Consider the following 18,022-nt stretch of genomic DNA (forward strand, 5'->3'; position numbering starts at 1 on the left):
TGTATGAATGAGTAAAAATATATTGATTACAGGTGGTGCTGGTTTTATTGGCTCTAATTTAGCACTGAGATTGATTGAACTAGGGCATGCAGTCACGGTTTTAGACAATTTATCACCCCAAATTCATGGTGAAAATCCTGAAGCTTCCCCACTGTATAGATCGATCAAAGGCAAAGTTAAGTTTATTCATGGGACTGTTGAATCTCGAGCTGATTGGGAGTCTGCTTTAGTCGATGTTGATACGGTTGTTCATTTGGCGGCAGAGACAGGTACTGGTCAATCTATGTACCAGATAAAAAAGTATTCAGATGTTAATATTGGTGGTAGTTCAATTTTCTTAGATTTAGTGACAAATACTCCACATAGTCTTACTAAGATAATAATTGCTTCTTCGCGTTCAATTTATGGGGAGGGAAAGTACCTCTGTCAGCAGCATGGTGTCGTCTACCCTACTGCACGAAATGAACAAGATATGAAGCTTGGGGATTTTAATGTTAAGTGTCCTATTTGTTCAAATGACGTTGAGTTACTAGCTACAGACGAGAATAGTAAAATTCATCCTTCTTCAATTTATGGCGTTACCAAGCAAGTACAAGAACAGATGTTTATGATAACAGGCAAGAGCATTGGTGTACCAACGGTATCGTTAAGATTTCAAAATGTTTATGGCGCTGGCCAATCTTTATCAAATCCTTACACTGGTATTTTGTCAATTTTTTCAACTAGAATAAAAAATAATAATGATATAAATATATTTGAAGATGGACTTGAAAGTCGCGACTTTGTTTACATTGACGATGTTGTTGACTCTATTGTTTTATCTATATTTAAAGAAGAGGCAAACTTTCAAGTTTTCAATGTTGGCTCCGGTGTTTCCACAGATGTTATTAAGGTTGCTACAACATTAAAAAATATTTATCAGTCAAGTTCCAATATATTTATTGGTGGTAATTTCAGGCTTGGAGATATACGTCATAATTTTGCTGATTTGACGTTGATTAATTCCAAGCTTGGTTTTGAGCCAAAAATTAGTTTTGATGCAGGGATAAAGAAATTTACTTCTTGGGTAAATCAGCAGGAAGTTAAGTCTGATTTATATGACAGTTCTATTGCTGAAATGAAAGAGAAAGGTTTATATAAATGATAGTTTTCTTGCTGGGTTAAATGTATGACTGAACTGTATGGTAAAAAGATTCTATTTATAAGCCCTATTTTTTTTGGATACCAAGATAAAATACGCAGTGAACTCATAAGTCAGGGGGCGCACGTTGATTTTTTTAATGAAAGACCTTTAAATTCCTCGATCGGAAAAATCCTTCTCAGATTGAAAATTAGCTTTCTTATCTCATTTTTCGTTAAGAGTTATTATGATCGTGTTATTAATTTTTCATCTGATAAAAACTACGATTATTTATTTCTGTTGATACCAGAAACTATTGATGAAAGCCATGTAAATAGAATTAAGTCTCTTAACCCTAATATTAAAGTTGTTATTTATATGTGGGATTCTATTCGTAATCGCCCTCATGCGAAAAGCTTGATCGATGTTGCAGATCGTTTTTGTACATTTGATCCTAAGGATTCTAGAGAAAATAATAGCATTTCTTTTGTTCCTCTATTCTATATAAATGATTATATACTTGATTCTTCGAATGAGAACAATCCTCATTATAACTCTTGTTTTATAGGTACTATTCACAGCGATCGTTTTTTTCTGATAAAAAATATAGCCAAGCAATTGAAGGCGTATGATAAACCAGATTTTCTATTTTTTTACTGTCCTAGCTACTTGCTCTTTGTATTAAAGAAAATTTTTACAACCGAACTTAACGGTGTTCCATTTAAAAGTATTTCATTTAAACCACTATCGCAGGCTGAGATACGATCTGTAATTGCAATGTCAAAATATGTCATAGATGTTGAGCATCCTATGCAAGTTGGTTTAACAATGCGCACCATCGAAATGATTGGAGCTAGGCGAAAGTTAATAACAACAAATGTAGATGTTAGAAACTATGATATTTTTAATACTAGCAATATCTGTTTTGTCGACCGAAGTGATCCAGTAGTATCCAGCGAGTTTACTTCATCTGAGTACAACGATTTGCCCGACAATGTTTATGAAAAGTATAGTATTCATAACTGGGTTTTGAGAGTGTTTGATATAGAGGGTCGATATGAATCTATTACTTACCGGTGCTAGTGGTTTTATAGGTGGTTATTTAATAGACTATTTAAATGAGCGTCCTAATTTTAATTGTATAATTTTAAGTCGTAGCCACATTGAGTTAGTTGACAATATTGTAAACGTTGATTTGTTAAGTGACTTTGATTTGCGGGATGTCCTAAGTGCTCAAGATGTTGTTATCCATATTGCTGCAATGTCGAATGCAAATGGGGTGGATGATAGCGTTGATCTGTTTAAGATGAATGTCGATGCAACTTTAAGATTGGCGGAACAATCTGCGTCAGCAGGTGTAAAGCGTTTTATTTTTATTAGTTCCATAAAAGTAAATGGCGAGTCAACTGCTCCTGATGAACCTTTTGGTACAAATGCACCCTTAACCCCAGAAAATTTGTATGGGGAAAGCAAGTTTCGTGCTGAGAATGGCTTAAAAAAAATTGCTTCTGAAGCGGGGCTAGATTTAGTAATTATTCGTCCTCCATTAGTCTATGGACCTGGCGTAAAAGCCAATTTTTCCTCGCTGATGAGCTTAGTTTCAAAAGGTATTCCACTGCCATTTGGTTGTATCACCCAAAACAAGCGCAGTTTGGTTTCTACAGATAATCTGGTCGATCTCATTATTACTTGTATCGACCACCCTAAAGCAGTAAATCAAGTTTTCTTAGTCTCTGACGATCATGATATTTCGACTTCTGAAATGGTGCGTGAAATGGCCATTGCTTTAAATAAACCCACTTGGCAGCTCCCAGTCCCCGTTTGGTGCTACAAGTTAGCGGGGAAACTCTTCAACAAGTCAGCGGTCGTGGATAGATTAACTGGGTCATTGCAGGTTGACATTTCTCATACGAAAGAGACATTAGGGTGGAAGCCACCCCAGTCTCTACGTGATGGCTTTAAGCAAACCGCTGAAGCCTTTTTACATTCAAAGAAAAACAGTGGTAAAGCATGATTCGTCTATTAGATTTTTTTGCAGCCTTTTTGGGCTTACTGCTCTTATGGCCTGTGTTGCTAATCGTCACCATTATTGGCTTGTTTGATACAGGCTCTCCAATTTTTATTCAAGAGCGCGTCGGGCGTAACAAAAAACCGTTTAAGTTGGTTAAGTTTCGTACGATGTCAATCAATACTCAATCAGTGGCTTCTCATCTGGCGAGAGCGAGCTCAATTACTAAGCTCGGCGCTTTTTTGCGTAAAACCAAGCTTGATGAACTGCCACAGCTCATTAATGTTTTGAAAGGTGAGATGAGTTTAGTTGGACCTCGTCCGAACCTTTTTAACCAAGAAGAGTTGATTGCGGAACGTGACGCTTTGGGAGTCTATGATGTCTTACCAGGGATCACTGGACTGGCTCAAATTCAAAATATTGATATGTCTACCCCAAGACTTCTAGCTCAAACCGACAAAAAGATGATTGATACACTGACATTGAAGGACTACTTTCGTTATATCCTCAAAACAGTAACGGGGAGTGGTGCTGGTGATGCAGTAAATAAAAAATAGACTAATTAGAAAGTGTGAAGCGATTATTATGGCTAGGCTGAACTTTATCTGGAATCTTTCGCGTGTAAATAAGCGCATCATCAGCGTTTTGGTGGATGCGTTTTTTATCATTTTTTCATTTTACAGTGCCTATTGGGTTAGAGTTGGGAATTTTGAGATCATTCACTCAGATACCATTCCCTATCTGCTTGGTTCTGTAGTTATTGTTACGATCTTGGCTTTTACGAAGCTAGGACTCTATCGAGCTATCCTGCGCTACCTCACTTTCCATGCTTTGGCGGTGGTGAGTGTAGGTACCCTAATCTCTACTGCGTCAGTTGCTATCGCCGCTTTCTACTTTAATGCGCCAGTCCCTCGTTCTCTCCCAATTATCTATGGTACTTTTTTGTGTCTGTTATGTGGTGGATCTCGTCTGATTGTGCGTGTATTGGTTTCTGGGATTAATGGCAAAGGTCGCAAAGTAGTACTGATTTATGGGGCGGGTTCGGCTGGGCGTCAACTCGCTATTGCTTTACGTAATTCAGAAAACTACAAGGTGGCAGGTTTTATCGATAATGATAAAACCCTTGAGAACACCGTGATTATGGGGATGCAGGTACATGATATTAGTCGTGCTGCTTACTTGGTTGAGAAGTATGGTGTTACACAAGTGTTACTTGCAGTGCCGAGTGCTTCTAGAGCGCGCAGAAAGAAAATTCTCGAATCATTGATGGAGTTGTCTGCTGAGGTACTGACTGTGCCTGACATGAAAGATATCGTCGAGGGAAAGGCGTCTATCGATCAATTGAAAGATGTGGCTATAGAAGATCTGCTAGGTCGTGATCCTGTTACACCTCAACAAAGCCTGATGGAAGCTAATATTTTAAGTAAAGTTGTCATGGTTACAGGTGCAGGGGGGTCTATTGGTTCTGAACTTTGTCGCCAAATTGTGCGGTATAAGCCAAAGGCATTAGTCTTATTTGAACTTTCAGAATTTGGTTTGTATCAAATCGATCGAGAGCTCAATCAGCTTATCCAAGATGAGGGGCTATCAGTAGAAGTTATTCCTTTACTTGGTTCTGTTCAGCGAATTAATCGCTTAATGGTGACTATGAAAAGTTTTAACGTACAGACCGTTTATCATGCAGCCGCTTATAAGCATGTACCTTTGGTTGAATACAATGTTGTTGAAGGTGTTAGAAACAACGTCTTCGGTACTTACTACACGGCTCAGGCAGCTATAGAGGCTGGTGTGGAATCTTTTGTTCTGATTTCAACAGATAAAGCAGTGAGACCAACCAATGTAATGGGCACGACTAAACGTATGGCTGAACTTGGTTTGCAGGCTTTAGCGGAACAGGAAAAGAGCAAAAGCAAAGGTACACGCTTTTGTATGGTGCGTTTCGGCAATGTGCTTGGTTCGTCAGGGTCGGTTGTTCCTCTATTCAAACGCCAAATTGAAGCCGGAGGGCCGATTACGGTTACTCATCCTGATATTATTCGTTATTTCATGACTATTCCTGAAGCTGCTCAGTTAGTGATTCAAGCTGGTGCAATGGGTAAAGGTGGTGATGTTTTTGTGCTTGATATGGGCGACCCCGTACGGATTACAGATCTGGCTGTGAACCTCATTCAGCTTTCGGGATTGGAAGTAAAGGATGAACAGCATCCTTACGGAGATATTGCTATAGAGTTTACTGGTTTACGTCCGGGTGAAAAGTTGTATGAAGAGTTGTTGATAGGGGATAACGTAGAAGAAACGGCGCATGAAAGAATCATGACGGCTAAAGAGCGTTATTTGACACTTGTAGAGTTTGAAAAACATTTGAATGACTTAGATAAAGCGTGCCACGAATTTAATCACGAACGTATTAGAGAACTGTTGCTCGAAGCTCCAACAGATTTTAATCCTACCGATGGAATTGGAGATCTTGTATGGTGCCGTTTACATGATGACAACCAAGTGGCCACTTCAGTTCTTTATTAGAGATGTTTATATCCATCTCTTGACCTATGCTTGAGTTGTTTTATCTTCTTTATGTATTGAGTTCTATATTTTTGATGGTGTCGATAAATGGCGCGTAGTCAGTATAAAGTGATAGCTAACAATTTTGATGTGCATTTAATTGTGTAATGGCTGATTTTAGGCAGTTAGTCAAATTAACTATTATATGGTAAGTTTTGTCTGTAAAGCCATAGATGATGAAATTAACTACACCATCCATGACGTTTTAGTTTTTCACCGATATATTGGTTTCACTATCTAAAAATATCATGAGAGCTCCACAAGCCATTCTTTACTTTAGATTACTGTGATAGAGTTATAAAAATTACCCGTTAATCGCAAATGTATTAATAACTAAAAGGTTTACTGTGTCTGAGCATCGCTTTTCTCAATTTCCTAACACTTCGCAACCCGTCGATGAAATCGATTTTAGGTATCTGTTCGCTGCACTATGGTCAGGTAAGCTCACCATCGTTGTGTCTACGTGTGTAATCGCGATGCTAGCCGCAGCCTACGCTTTAACGGCACAACAATGGTGGTCATCTACAGCCAAAATAGCTGGGCCTCAGCCACAAGATATTGCCGCATATCGACAACAAGTGAAACAGTTTCAACCGGTATTTGATATTTATCAAGAAGATGGGACAGTTCTTGTGAGTAAAGAACTTGATGACTTGATTGATTCGGAGATTCTATTTAGACGAGCTGTCGACGCCTATAACTCAAACAATAATAAGCGAGAGTTTTTAGATTCAAGCGAAGAGTTTCAACAGTATAAGTCCGCTATTGGTGTTGCGAACTCTGAGACTGATGAAGGAAAGGATGCGAGTCGTCGGCTTTACGCGACCTGGTTCGAAAAGATAGTGGCACAAGCTGAAGATAAAAAGGCAGAGCTGTCACCTTATAATCTGAGTTTTCAGTCAACTACGAAGGAAAGTAGTTATTCTTTACTTAACGAATACCTTGATGACATCAGCCAGAAAGAGCGAGAAGGTGCGCTAAACAACTTGCAAGCTATTGTTGCCTCAAAACGCAATGAGCTAGTGCAACAAAAGAAAATCCTAGAGTCACAAGCGAAGAACCGCCTTGAAGTAGAAGCCGAAAGAGCAAAGTATGCGTTAGATATTGCCAAAGCGGCAGATGTGACGACACCAATCCAGAGTAACAATGGTTCTGAAATTTTCTCAATAGATATGGGTACCAAGGCGCTATCAGAAAAAGTGAAGGTGCTGGAATCCATTAAGAACCTAAGCGTAATTGAACCGCGTTTGCAACAAATCGACGCTAAGCTGGATATGTTGAATAATCTACATATTGATCGCAATGTTAAGTTCCAAACGTTCCGCTTTTTGGAGAATGTTGAACAGCCTATTTCTCGTGATAAGCCGAAACGCGCTTTGATTGTTGTCTTGGGTACACTACTTGGTGGAATGTTTGGTATAGCGATAGTATTGATTAGATTTGCCTTCAGAAAAGAAAGCTGATTCGAAAGAGCAGAGATTGAAAGTCTCTGCTCTTTTCATATGTAAACTTGGTGCTATTTCTCATCTATTCTCCTCAGCGCTTTTCCTTCTTCATTTTCTGTGTCTTACTCCTAAATGTGTTTACTTTTAAAGACATGGGAGTAGGACATGCAACTCATACATCATGGTGGCAAACAGACGGTGACTGGTTCTTGTCATGAACTGGTTGTTGATGATCTGGCGATTCTTGTCGATTGTGGTCTGTTTCAGGGCAAAGATGTACAGGATATCGAACCGGATTTTCCGATTGAACACATCCAGGCGCTTATTCTGACACATGCGCACATCGACCATATCGGTCGGTTGCCTTGGTTGATTGCAGCGGGTTTTACCGGACCAATCTATTGCACACCGGCTACGGCAGAATTGGTTCCTCTGATGCTGGATGATGGTATGAAGTTACAATCCGGATTCTCGCGTGCGCAGCGGGAGGTGGTACTGGATAAGATTGACCACCTGATTGAGCCGATTGAATACGAACAGTGTTTTCGGATTGAGTCCGATTCCGGCGTCATGTTGCGGTGCCAGTTTGTACCTGCCGGGCATATTCTGGGTTCCGCCTATCTTGAAATTCAACTCCCGAATCAGGAAGTGATTGTCTTCTCTGGTGATTTAGGTCCGAGCAACACGCCGTTACTGCCCGATCCGGTGCCGCCAATGCATGCAGATTATCTGGTCATTGAGACGACGTACGGCGATACCCATCATGATGGCGTTGAAGAGCGCGCCAACAAATTGCGTGAAATCATCGATCGTTCATTGGCCGATGGTGGCACGATTCTCATCCCCGCCTTTAGTATTGGCCGCACGCAAGAGCTGCTGTTCGATATTGAGCAATTGGTGTATGAACATCAGATCAACGCTGATTTACCTATCATTCTCGATTCTCCAATGGCACAAAAAGTCACCGAGTCTTATCGTCGATTCAAACAGCTCTGGGGTGAAGAAGCCAAAGAGCGTTTAGAAATGCATCGTCATCCGCTGGCGTTCGATCAGTGTGTACTGGTTCAGGATTATCGCTCGCATGAAGCCTTGGTGAACCGACTGGCTTCGACCGGAGAGGCATCGATAGTGGTGGCCGCGTCCGGTATGTGTGAAGGCGGGCGAATTGTTGATTATCTTAAAGCGTTGCTTCCTGATCCTCGAACCGACGTTATTTTCGCTGGCTTTCAGGCTGAAGGGACTCTGGGGCGTGCCATTAAGCAGGGCGACAAAGTGGTGATGATTGAAGGGGAAGAGGTTGAAGTTAATGCTCAGATTCATGTCATGTCGGGTTATTCCGCGCACGCAGACCAGGATGATCTGCTGGCATTTATCGAAGGTATTGATGAGAAGCCAAAAGAAGTGCACCTAATCCACGGTGAACAAGAGGCCAAGCAAGCGTTCGCTCAACTGCTGCGTGACAAAGGCTACAACGTCATCGAATAACACCCGAACCGCTAGTGAGCGCTGAGCTGAGTATGGAAATGTTGGCGGATATACGTCACCACTTCTTCTTCAAACCACGGGTTTTTCTTTAACCACAAGGTATTGCGTGGTGAAGGATGCGGCAGAGGAATGTAGTGTGGCGCCCAGCGTTGCCATTGACGGACAGTGTCAGTCAGGGTGGATGGTTTATCTTTCAGGTAGTAGTTTTGCGCATACTGACCAATCAGCAGCGTTATTTCGATGTTGGGCAGTTGCGCCAGCACTTTCTGATGCCATAGCGGCGCGCACTCTTTACGTGGCGGCAGATCGCCGCTCTTACCTTTGCCCGGATAACACAGCCCCATCGGCATGATGGCAATCTGCTTCGGATTGTAAAACGTCTCTTTGTCCACGTTCAGCCATTGGCGCAGGCGATCGCCACTCGGGTCATTCCACGGTATCGAGCTTTCATGTACGCGAATACCGGGTGCCTGACCGATGATCAAAATCCGCGCCTCTTCATGCGCCTGAATCACCGGATTGGCACCCAGTGGCAGTGCGGGCTCACATACCCGGCATTGACGAACTTCTCGCAGCAGATCACAGAGCATCAGTACCCCTTGGCAAAATCAATGCGGTTATTGAGCTGGAAGCCATTGCGCCATAACGCGTAATTTTCGGCAAAGATTTCCACCACCTGATGCGGAAAGCTCAGCGCAGCAATGTGCGGCGTGACGGTGATCGCCGCATGTGTCCAGAATGGATGTGATTCGGCGAGCGGTTCAGCGACAAAAACATCTAAAAACGCGTGCTGAATATGACCAAGTTCAATCAGTGGAATCAGCTCATCTTCGACTAAGGTTTTGCCCCGACCGACGTTGAACAGCAGCGCCTGCTGGCAATGGCTCAAGGTCTCTTGGCCCAACAATCCAATCGTGCTTGGCGTATTGGGCAATGTGTTGACCACGATATTCGCCTGAGCGAGTGCGGCAGGTAATTCATTAATGTGATACGTCTGACTGAAGGCGCCTTGCTTGGGCGGAATGCCGGAGCTGTTGACGCCAATCACCGTTAGGCCAAATGCGGCAGCCACATCAGCCAGATGGGCACCGATTGAGCCCGTGCCGAGAATGGTCATCACCTGGCCAGTCAGCGATTGATATAAGTGCGGCTGCCACTGCGCATGCTGCTGTTGCTGCTGATAACGCGCGAAATGGCGATAGTGACCGATGGTGTAACCGAGCACGTATTCCGCGATTTGTTGGCCGAAGATGCCCTTCACGTTGGTGAGCTCGTAATCCTGGCGCAGTGCCGGGGTGATAAGGGCGTCGACGCCAGCGTAAGCCGATTGCAACCACTCTAAACGCGGAAATTCCTCCAGGCAGCGAGCGGCCATAGGCGGTGCGGCCAGTAACAAGTCTGCCTGACTGCGATCTTCGGTAATCACCAGATCGGGCAGCTGCAGCGCTTCAATGGCGTCGCGATAGAGGTCATTGTGCTCCGTTAAAATGTACAGCTGATGAGTGAAATTGTTCATAGATGCGCCTTTTTTCCCTGCTGGTTATCCAGTACACTTCCGCTGTCTTTATCCGCAACGAATTGAGTGACCATGTTACAGACATCAAATGGGTTACAGAACCCTTTGCAACTTCGCCTTGAGAAGTTTGAACCTTGGCAACAGATTACCTTTATGGCGTGTCTATGTGAACGCATGTATCCGAATTACGCCATGTTCTGTGAACATACCCAATTCGCTGAGCCACGCCGTTACCGTGAAATTCTCGACAGTATTTGGGAATTGATGACGGTGAAAAACGCCAAGATTAACTTTGAGCGTCAATTGGAAAAGCTGGAAGAGCTGATCCCGACCTCAGACGAGTTTGATCTGTACGCGGTTTATCCTGCGATTGATTCGTGTGAAGCGCTCGCAACGGCGCTGCATGGCCTGCTGGATCGCGATGATTTGTACGAATCGATGCAGAAAGTCAGCCAGATTTCGGTGCAAACCGTCGCGCAACTGGAAGAAGCGCAAACCGGTGAAACCATCACCAACGACAATCAGAAAGAGAACGAAGCCGTGTGCGAAGAGTGGGATGTGCAATGGGCCATCTACCGACCACTGCGTGAAGCAAGTGAGCGCGATATCGATCTGATCAAAGATCTGCGTCAGGAGCTGCGCGACGACTGCATCAGCAATATCGGCGTGTCATTGTAATATTTCCCAAGGCAGGAGACTCTCTCTTGCCTTTTCTTTATCCGTTCCCTTACCCACAACATCCTTCAGTCACCGCCTCATTGCGTCCGAATATTGTCATAAATTGTTGCCGCCGCAGTTCTGCAGTGCAGAATGCGTTACGATGCGTATCACGTTGTTCCCAATGCAGGAGTTAAACATGTTGCAGTCTCTGGAGACTTGGCTGAGTCAGTTTGGTATTGAGATGTCTCAGTTTCTTAAGATTTCAGAAGCATTAGGCTTAATTGTTCTGATTGCCGTAGTGGTGCATCTCGTATTGCATCGCGGAGTGGTCGCGTGGTTGAAACGACGCGCAGCCAAATCTGAGGCGGTGTGGCGTCATGCGCTGTTTGCCGGCAAGTTGTTCAGCCGGATTGCTTTGGTCATTCAAGGCATTTTGATTGCGGTTCAGACCAGCATGTGGCTGTCACCGGAGAGCGCAATCCGTGATTGGATTCTGACGTTGGTGGCGCTGTGGATCGTGCTGTTTGCCTTGCTGGCGATGTTTTCGCTACTTGACGTGGCGGATACGCTGCTGTCACGCACGCCGCTTGGCCGCAACATGCCCGTGCGCGGCATTGTGCAGAGTCTGAAGATCGTTTTCTTTGTGATTGCGGCGCTGCTGGCCACATCGATTCTGGTGGGTAAATCGCCGCTCATTCTGTTGAGTGGGGTCGGTGCTCTTACCGCGGTCATCATGTTGGTGTTCAAAGACCCGATCCTCGGGCTGGTGGCTGGAATTCAACTCTCGGCCAATAAGATGCTCAGCGTTGGCGATTGGCTGGAAATGCCGAAGTATGGTGCCGACGGTGACGTGATTGATATCAGCCTGACCACTGTGAAAGTGCAGAACTGGGACAAAACCATCACTACTATTCCCACTTATGCACTGATTTCCGATTCGTTTAAAAACTGGAAAGGGATGCAGGATTCGGGCGGGCGCCGCATCAAACGCAGCGTGCTGATTGACGCGACCAGCGTACATTTTCTGTCTCAGCAGGATATTGGCCATTTAACCCGGGCCAAGTTGCTGGAACCTTACATCAAAACCAAACTGGAAGAGATCACGCAGTACAATCATCGCCAGCAGTTTGATGAAGAGTGTCTGATCAACGGCCGCCGGCTGACCAATCTGGGCAGTTTCCGAGCCTATCTGGAGCGTTACCTGCGTGCGCATCCGGAAATCCATCAGCGTATGACGTTGATGGTGCGCCAACTGGCACCGACTCATGAAGGCATCGCGTTGGAGTTGTACTGCTTTACCAATACCACCGCGTGGGTCGAGTACGAGCGTATTCAGTCCGATATCTTTGACCACTTGTATGCCGTGTTGCCAGATTTTGGCCTGCGGGTTGCTCAGGCGCCGACAGGGCACGACTTCCGACAATTGCACGCGAACTAGCCAATCAAAAACGCCCCTCTTATCGAGGGGCGCTGTCTTTGCAAGCAGAGGGTTTATTTACGGTTCTCTTGCGGGTCATCTTCGTCACGGCTTTCAATCACACCGTGTTGCTTTTTCCAATTTTCCCAGCGTTCTGTCGCCAGTTTCTGCATGTCGGTGGTCTTATCGGCTTCATCGATAATTTCCTCACCGAGCAAGTGTTCAAACACATCTTCCAGCGTCAGCAGACCTTGTACGGTGCCATATTCATCCACCACTAAGGAAAGCTGCAGACGGTTTTTCATCATCTGAGCAAAGGCTTTGGGTAGGGTTTGAGTATTAAGTAACACATGGATCGGTCGCATCACAGCGCCAAGTTGTTGCTCGCCCAAGCCGCTTTGTTGCAGCTTGAACAGCTCTAAGCGATGCACAAAGCCGATGATGTTATCGCTGTCCTCACTATAGACTAACGGGCGGGAAAACGGCGTATCGCGGTGTTCAAGCAGGAACTCGTTGATGCTCAGTTCTGCATTAACACGAAACAGCACGGTACGCGGTGTCATGACCTGAGTGACGGGCACGTCGCTGATGGCCAGCAGGTTGTTGAGTATCTTCGATTCGCCTTCGGCCAGTTCACCACTTTCGTTGGCCAGCAGCGCCATGGCAGACAGTTCGTCACGCAGACGCGGCACTTCAATGTTGCGTGCCAGACGTTTGGTGATTTGCTGCGAGAACCACACAAACGGCGTCAAACACCACACCATCCAGCCAAGGATCACGGCGCTGGCTGGTGCGAGCTGGCGCCAATAGGTTGCACCAATAGTTTTCGGCACGATTTCAGACAACACCAGAATACCGAGCGTCAGCACGGCAGAGAAAACCCCCAGCCACTGGCTGCCAAAGACAACGGCGGCTTGCGCACCGGCGCTTGCGGCACCAATGGTGTGAGCAATGGTGTTTAAGGTCAGAATAGAGGCCAGTGGGCGGTCGATGTCGCCTTTCAGTTGGGCCAGTTTCTCGGCCGACGGGTGTGACTGCTGGCGGAGCTGGGCGAGATAGCTGGGCGTCAGGCTGAGTAAAACGGCTTCGAGTACAGAACAAATAAACGATACGCCAATCGCCACAGTGACGTATATCGTAAGCAAAAACATGCTGGTTCCTTAATGGTGTTATCCAACGATTAAACATTCAGATTGATGACGTTTTTCCGCAAAAAAGTGTGCTGGATTTGTTACGCATCGGTATTGATTGTGAACAATCTTATTTCCGAAACACCTTGATATATCAGGCTTAGCGGGTGTTTGACCGGAAATATTTGGAGACATTTTGCGTTAAAAGCAAGTCAGGCGCCTCGTTCAATCGGTAACAAATTGTGAGTTATTACTCATATTATGGTTAAAAGTACGTCAGAGAGGCACAAGTTACGCGACAAACCTTTGCCAGACGGGGCATTTATGCTTTAGAGTGAACTGAATTCGATAACCTATGAGAAGGGAAACCTAATGAACAAGACCCAATTAATCGACTTTATCGCAGAGAAAGCAGATCTATCTAAAGCTCAGGCTAAAGCTGCTCTTGAAGCTACTCTTGGCGCGGTTGAAGGCGCACTGAAAGAGGGTGACCAAGTTCAACTAATTGGTTTTGGTACATTCAAAGTAAACCACCGTGCAGCACGCACTGGTCGTAACCCAAAAACTGGCGAAGAGATCAAAATTGCAGCAGCTAACGTACCTGCATTCGTCGCTGGTAAAGCACTGAAAGATTCAGTGAAGTAATCTATACTACGCCGAGATATGTATCTCGGCGTTTTTCCCTTTATGAAAAAACTTCTGTTTCCTATTTTTGCGTTTGGCCTGCTGGCCGGATGCTCATCTTCTCTCCCGACGGCTAATCTCGAGCAAATTAATGACTACACGGGTGGTCAGAGTATGGGAGACGCCACCAGTTTCTATTGGTACACCGAACGTCAGAATCAACCCAGCAGCGCCGCCGACTATGTTTCGTCTGAACGCTTTGGCTGGTATCAATCCAGCTATCGCTGGGATGAAGGCCAGGTGCGAGAAGTGGTGCGTGAAGGCGTTCAGCCCAAGAACCAAACTTTAGTCCCTTATCGTGTGCAGCTGCGCTTCAATAAAGATGGTGAGGCGGTGTATCAGCAATACCGTGTCGACGGTAAAGTGCTGCCACTTAATCAGGATCAGTTGTCGCACTATCAGCAGCAGGCGAGTGCTCTGGCAGAGATGACCAAATCTCAGGATGCACAGGGTCTGGAATTGATTCAGGGTGTGTGGGATGGTGAGGTTTTCGAAACCTGTACCGGGCGAGAATATCGCAGGATTGAATTTAATCAAACCTTACCGAATTTTGTAGTCAACCGTCTCTCATCGCTCGACAGCTATGTCGCCTTTCTGGGCAAAATCCGTAACGACAAAGTGTATGTCGAAGAGTTACTGATGCTGGCTGATGATAACCACGACTGCATTAGTCGTCCGAATCTGATCAGCGAATAATCACGTTCTCATTTGAACGGACACTACGAATAGAAAAAAGGCGCCTAACGGCGCCTTTCTGCTAATCAACTTTGGAAGTTATTGGTTTTCCTGCTCGCGAGCGATCGCGCGGTAACCGATGTCGTTGCGGTGGAACATGCCATTCCAACTGATCTGTTTCGCCAGTTCGTACGCACGTTGCTGCGCTTCTGAAACGGTATTGCCGAGTGCAGTCGCACACAGAACGCGGCCGCCGTTAGTGACGACGTGGCCATCTTTGTCGGTGGTGCCGGCGTGGAACACTTTCTGACCTTCCACTTCAGTGGTTGGCAGGCCGGAAATGATGTCGCCTTTGGCGTAATCACCCGGGTAGCCGCCCGCGGCCAGTACGATACCGATGGACGCGCGCGGATCCCATTTCGATTCCACTTGGTCCAGTTTGCCGTCAATCGCCGCCAGACACAGTTCAACTAGGTCAGACTGCATGCGCATCATGATCGGTTGAGTTTCTGGGTCACCAAAGCGGCAGTTGTATTCAATCACTTTTGGCGCGCCGGTGCTGTCGATCATCAGGCCTGCGTATAAGAAACCAGTGTATGGGTTGCCTTCGGCCGCCATGCCTCGCACGGTTGGGTAAATCACTTCCTGCATCACGCGATCGTGGATTGCTTGGGTCACCACTGGTGCTGGTGAGTAAGCGCCCATACCACCGGTGTTCGGGCCGGTGTCTTGGTCGCCGACACGTTTGTGGTCTTGGCTGGTGGCCATTGGCAAAACGTTTTCGCCATCGACCATCACGATGAAGCTGGCTTCTTCGCCATCCAGGAACTCTTCAACCACAACACGGCTGCCTGCATCACCAAACGCGTTGCCCGCCAGCATGTCTTTGATGGCCTCTTCTGCTTCTTCCAGCGTCATGGCGACAATCACGCCTTTGCCTGCGGCCAGACCGTCGGCTTTCACGACGATCGGTGCACCTTGTTCACGCACATAAGCCAGTGCAGGCTCAATTTCAGTGAAGTTGGCATAAGCGGCGGTTGGAATGTTGTGACGCGCCAGAAAATCTTTGGTGAACGCCTTAGAGCCTTCCAGCTGTGCAGCGGCTTGAGTCGGGCCAAAGATTGGCAGACCAGCGGCGCGGAATGCGTCCACCACGCCAATCACGAGCGGCGCTTCAGGGCCAACGATCGTCAGCTCAATTTCGTTGTCTTGTGCAAAGGCAACCAGACCCGCGACATCTTCAACCGCAATGTTGACGTTTTGCAGTTTCGCTTCCAGCGCGGTACCCGCGTTCCCCGGAGCGATAAATACGGTTTCAATGGCAGGATTTTGCGCGACTTTCCAGCCCAGCGCGTGCTCGCGACCGCCAGAACCAATAATTAAAACTCGCATAAATGAATTCCTTAATTTTAAATTCGGATCTCTTAATCATTAGGAGCTCGGCCAAGCTGACGGGCTCCCAAGTGACGGCTCGAAGAATTAGTGACGGAAATGACGCATGCCAGTGAAGATCATCGCCATGCCGTGTTCGTCCGCAGCGGCGATCACTTCATCGTCACGCATTGAACCACCTGGCTGAATCACGCATTTGATGCCCGCTTCTGCGGCGGCATCGATACCATCACGGAATGGGAAGAACGCATCGGATGCCATCACGCTGCCAGCCACTTCCAGACCTTCGTCGGCAGCTTTAATACCAGCAATTTTCGCGGAATAGACGCGGCTCATCTGGCCAGCGCCAACACCGATGGTCATGTCGCCTTTGGCGTACACAATCGCGTTTGATTTGACGTATTTCGCGACTTTCCAGCAGAACAGCGCATCTTTCAACTCTTCTTCGGTCGGTTGACGTTGAGAAACCACTTTCAGGTCGCTTAGTGTCACCATGCCTTGATCGCGGTCTTGAACCAGCAGGCCACCGTTGACGCGTTTCACATCAAAACCAGTGGTCTTGCTGTGCCATTCGCCGCATTCCAGCAGACGCACGTTTTTCTTCGCTGCCACCACGTCAATCGCTTCAGCTGAGACGCTTGGTGCGATGATCACTTCAACAAACTGGCGTTCCACAATGGCTGTGGCCGTTGCTGCATCGAGTTCGCGGTTAAACGCAATAATGCCGCCGAATGCGGAGGTTGGGTCGGTTTGGTAGGCGCGGTTGTACGCTTCCAGAATGTCGCCGCCCAATGCCACACCACACGGGTTGGCGTGTTTGACGATCACACACGCTGGTTCTGCGAACTCTTTGACGCATTCCAGCGCAGCATCGGTATCGGCGATGTTGTTGTAAGACAGAGCTTTACCTTGAATCTGACGTGCGGTAGACACCGATGCTTCTTCTGGGTTTGCTTCCACATAGAAAGCCGCGTCTTGGTGGCTGTTTTCGCCGTAACGCATGTCTTGTTTCTTGATGAACTGTTGATTGAAGGTGCGTGGGAATTTTGATTCCTCATCGCCTTCTTTGTTCTCGCCGTAGCTCGGGACCATGGTGCCGAAGTAGTTGGCAATCATGCCGTCGTAAGCCGCGGTGTGTTCAAACGCAGCAATGGCGAGGTCAAAACGTGTGTCCAGCGTCAGTGATTGGTCGTTTGCATCCATTTCGGCGATCACGCGGTCGTAATCGCTCGCGTTCACGATGATGGTCACATCTTTGTGGTTTTTCGCCGCAGAGCGCACCATGGTCGGGCCGCCGATATCGATGTTTTCCACCGCGTCTGCCAGGGTGCAGTTCGGATTGGCCACGGTTTGCGCAAATGGGTAAAGGTTCACTACCACCATGTCGATTGGATTAATGGCGTGCGTGTTCATGACATCGTCGTCCTGACCACGACGGCCAAGAATGCCACCATGAACTTTCGGATGCAGCGTTTTCACGCGCCCGTCCATCATTTCTGGGAAACCGGTGTAGTCAGAGACTTCGGTTACTGCAATGCCTTGCTCGGCAAGTAGGCGAGCGGTACCACCAGTAGACAGGATGTCGACACCGCGCTCAGAGAGCGCTTTTGCAAACTCAACAATGCCAGTTTTATCTGATACGCTGATGAGTGCACGGCGAATTGGACGAGCGTTATTCATGCTTCCATTTTCCTTAAATTCACGGAGTTAATGACGAAAGATGTTTGCCAAAATTGTTCATGGGTGATGGCATAGCATCACAACTTGGCCAGTTTTGGTAAAGACCTTTTTCTCCAGGAGTTTGGATGGCGCGTATTCTAACCAATTTATTACAAAAGATCTCGCGCAATCGTTTGGCATGGGAAAAATAATAGCTAAAAACAGGTTTTTCAAGCGAAAAAAGTAACCAAAGAGTAAATAGGCACAAT

General features: G+C 46.4%; 16 protein-coding genes and 1 pseudogene. 11 read left to right on the forward strand and 6 right to left on the reverse strand.

Features of this window, described 5'->3' with window-relative positions:
• The first annotated feature begins 7 nt into the window (after positions 1 to 7).
• The 7 genes from JIG40_RS00450 (at position 8) to JIG40_RS00480 (ending at position 8,620) form a co-directional block, all read left to right on the forward strand.
• Positions 8 to 1,144, forward strand: a complete 1,137-nt coding sequence (locus JIG40_RS00450; RefSeq protein ID WP_199464596.1) for an NAD-dependent epimerase/dehydratase family protein — start codon at positions 8 to 10, stop codon at positions 1,142 to 1,144.
• A 24-nt stretch (positions 1,145 to 1,168) separates the two neighbouring features.
• Positions 1,169 to 2,203, forward strand: a complete 1,035-nt coding sequence (locus JIG40_RS00455; protein ID WP_199464597.1) for a lipopolysaccharide biosynthesis protein — start codon at positions 1,169 to 1,171, stop codon at positions 2,201 to 2,203.
• Positions 2,178 to 3,134 (forward strand): SDR family oxidoreductase, encoded by a 957-nt coding sequence (locus JIG40_RS00460; protein ID WP_199464598.1) that lies wholly within the window; start codon positions 2,178 to 2,180, stop codon positions 3,132 to 3,134. The genes JIG40_RS00455 and JIG40_RS00460 overlap by 26 nt, the downstream gene beginning before the upstream one ends.
• Positions 3,131 to 3,685 (forward strand): sugar transferase, encoded by a 555-nt coding sequence (locus JIG40_RS00465; RefSeq protein ID WP_199464599.1) that lies wholly within the window; start codon positions 3,131 to 3,133, stop codon positions 3,683 to 3,685. Before JIG40_RS00460 ends, JIG40_RS00465 begins: the two co-directional genes overlap by 4 nt.
• Before the next feature lie 28 nt (positions 3,686 to 3,713).
• Positions 3,714 to 5,651, forward strand: coding sequence for a nucleoside-diphosphate sugar epimerase/dehydratase (locus JIG40_RS00470; RefSeq protein WP_199464600.1), 1,938 nt, complete (start codon positions 3,714 to 3,716; stop codon positions 5,649 to 5,651).
• 386 nt (positions 5,652 to 6,037) lie between these two features.
• Positions 6,038 to 7,153, forward strand: coding sequence for a Wzz/FepE/Etk N-terminal domain-containing protein (locus tag JIG40_RS00475; protein WP_348541330.1), 1,116 nt, complete (start codon positions 6,038 to 6,040; stop codon positions 7,151 to 7,153).
• A 147-nt stretch (positions 7,154 to 7,300) separates the two neighbouring features.
• Positions 7,301 to 8,620, forward strand: a complete 1,320-nt coding sequence (locus JIG40_RS00480) for an MBL fold metallo-hydrolase (RefSeq protein WP_199464601.1) — start codon at positions 7,301 to 7,303, stop codon at positions 8,618 to 8,620.
• A gap of 11 nt (positions 8,621 to 8,631) precedes the next feature.
• Here JIG40_RS00480 and JIG40_RS00485 read toward each other — a convergent pair whose 3' ends face one another.
• Together JIG40_RS00485 and JIG40_RS00490 are read right to left on the reverse strand one after the other, a co-directional pair.
• Entirely contained in the window at positions 8,632 to 9,210 is a 579-nt protein-coding gene (locus tag JIG40_RS00485; RefSeq protein ID WP_199464602.1) for a uracil-DNA glycosylase family protein, read from the reverse strand.
• The gene (locus tag JIG40_RS00490) at positions 9,210 to 10,136 is read right to left on the reverse strand and encodes a D-2-hydroxyacid dehydrogenase (RefSeq protein WP_199464603.1); all 927 of its coding nucleotides are present in this window, start codon (positions 10,134 to 10,136) and stop codon (positions 9,210 to 9,212) included. The genes JIG40_RS00485 and JIG40_RS00490 overlap by 1 nt, the downstream gene beginning before the upstream one ends.
• A gap of 72 nt (positions 10,137 to 10,208) precedes the next feature.
• On the opposite strand from JIG40_RS00490, the gene JIG40_RS00495 reads away from it, so the two are divergent.
• Both JIG40_RS00495 and JIG40_RS00500 read left to right on the forward strand, forming a co-directional pair.
• The gene (locus tag JIG40_RS00495; RefSeq protein WP_199464604.1) at positions 10,209 to 10,814 is read left to right on the forward strand and encodes a DUF416 family protein; all 606 of its coding nucleotides are present in this window, start codon (positions 10,209 to 10,211) and stop codon (positions 10,812 to 10,814) included.
• Between the two features lie 178 nt (positions 10,815 to 10,992).
• The gene (locus JIG40_RS00500) at positions 10,993 to 12,234 is read left to right on the forward strand and encodes a mechanosensitive ion channel family protein (RefSeq protein ID WP_165881415.1); all 1,242 of its coding nucleotides are present in this window, start codon (positions 10,993 to 10,995) and stop codon (positions 12,232 to 12,234) included.
• Between the two features lie 53 nt (positions 12,235 to 12,287).
• Here JIG40_RS00500 and JIG40_RS00505 read toward each other — a convergent pair whose 3' ends face one another.
• Positions 12,288 to 13,364 carry a hemolysin family protein gene (locus JIG40_RS00505; protein WP_024374124.1) on the reverse strand — a complete coding sequence of 359 codons (1,077 nt, stop codon included), beginning with the start codon at positions 13,362 to 13,364 and terminating at the stop codon, positions 12,288 to 12,290.
• 351 nt (positions 13,365 to 13,715) lie between these two features.
• On the opposite strand from JIG40_RS00505, the gene hupA reads away from it, so the two are divergent.
• Together hupA and JIG40_RS00515 are read left to right on the forward strand one after the other, a co-directional pair.
• Positions 13,716 to 13,988, forward strand: a complete 273-nt coding sequence (gene hupA, locus JIG40_RS00510; protein WP_004728324.1) for a nucleoid-associated protein HU-alpha — start codon at positions 13,716 to 13,718, stop codon at positions 13,986 to 13,988.
• Positions 13,989 to 14,030: 42 nt separating this feature from the next.
• The gene (locus tag JIG40_RS00515; protein ID WP_020332389.1) at positions 14,031 to 14,723 is read left to right on the forward strand and encodes a DUF1481 domain-containing protein; all 693 of its coding nucleotides are present in this window, start codon (positions 14,031 to 14,033) and stop codon (positions 14,721 to 14,723) included.
• A gap of 78 nt (positions 14,724 to 14,801) precedes the next feature.
• Here JIG40_RS00515 and purD read toward each other — a convergent pair whose 3' ends face one another.
• The 3 genes and pseudogenes from purD to JIG40_RS00530 form a co-directional block, all read right to left on the reverse strand.
• A complete protein-coding gene (gene purD / locus JIG40_RS00520) occupies positions 14,802 to 16,094 on the reverse strand; it encodes a phosphoribosylamine--glycine ligase (protein WP_158151549.1) in 1,293 nt (430 codons plus the stop codon).
• 87 nt (positions 16,095 to 16,181) lie between these two features.
• Complete coding sequence (gene purH, locus JIG40_RS00525) at positions 16,182 to 17,774, reverse strand: bifunctional phosphoribosylaminoimidazolecarboxamide formyltransferase/IMP cyclohydrolase (protein ID WP_020332387.1); 1,593 nt, start codon at positions 17,772 to 17,774, stop codon at positions 16,182 to 16,184.
• Between the two features lie 121 nt (positions 17,775 to 17,895).
• Positions 17,896 to 18,021: pseudogene (locus JIG40_RS00530) on the reverse strand (phosphoribosylamine--glycine ligase); the annotation flags it as partial.
• Position 18,022: the final 1 nt, after the last annotated feature.

Origin of the sequence: Vibrio sp. bablab_jr001 (assembly GCF_016464285.1) — a bacterium.
GTDB lineage: Bacteria > Pseudomonadota > Gammaproteobacteria > Enterobacterales > Vibrionaceae > Vibrio > Vibrio fluvialis.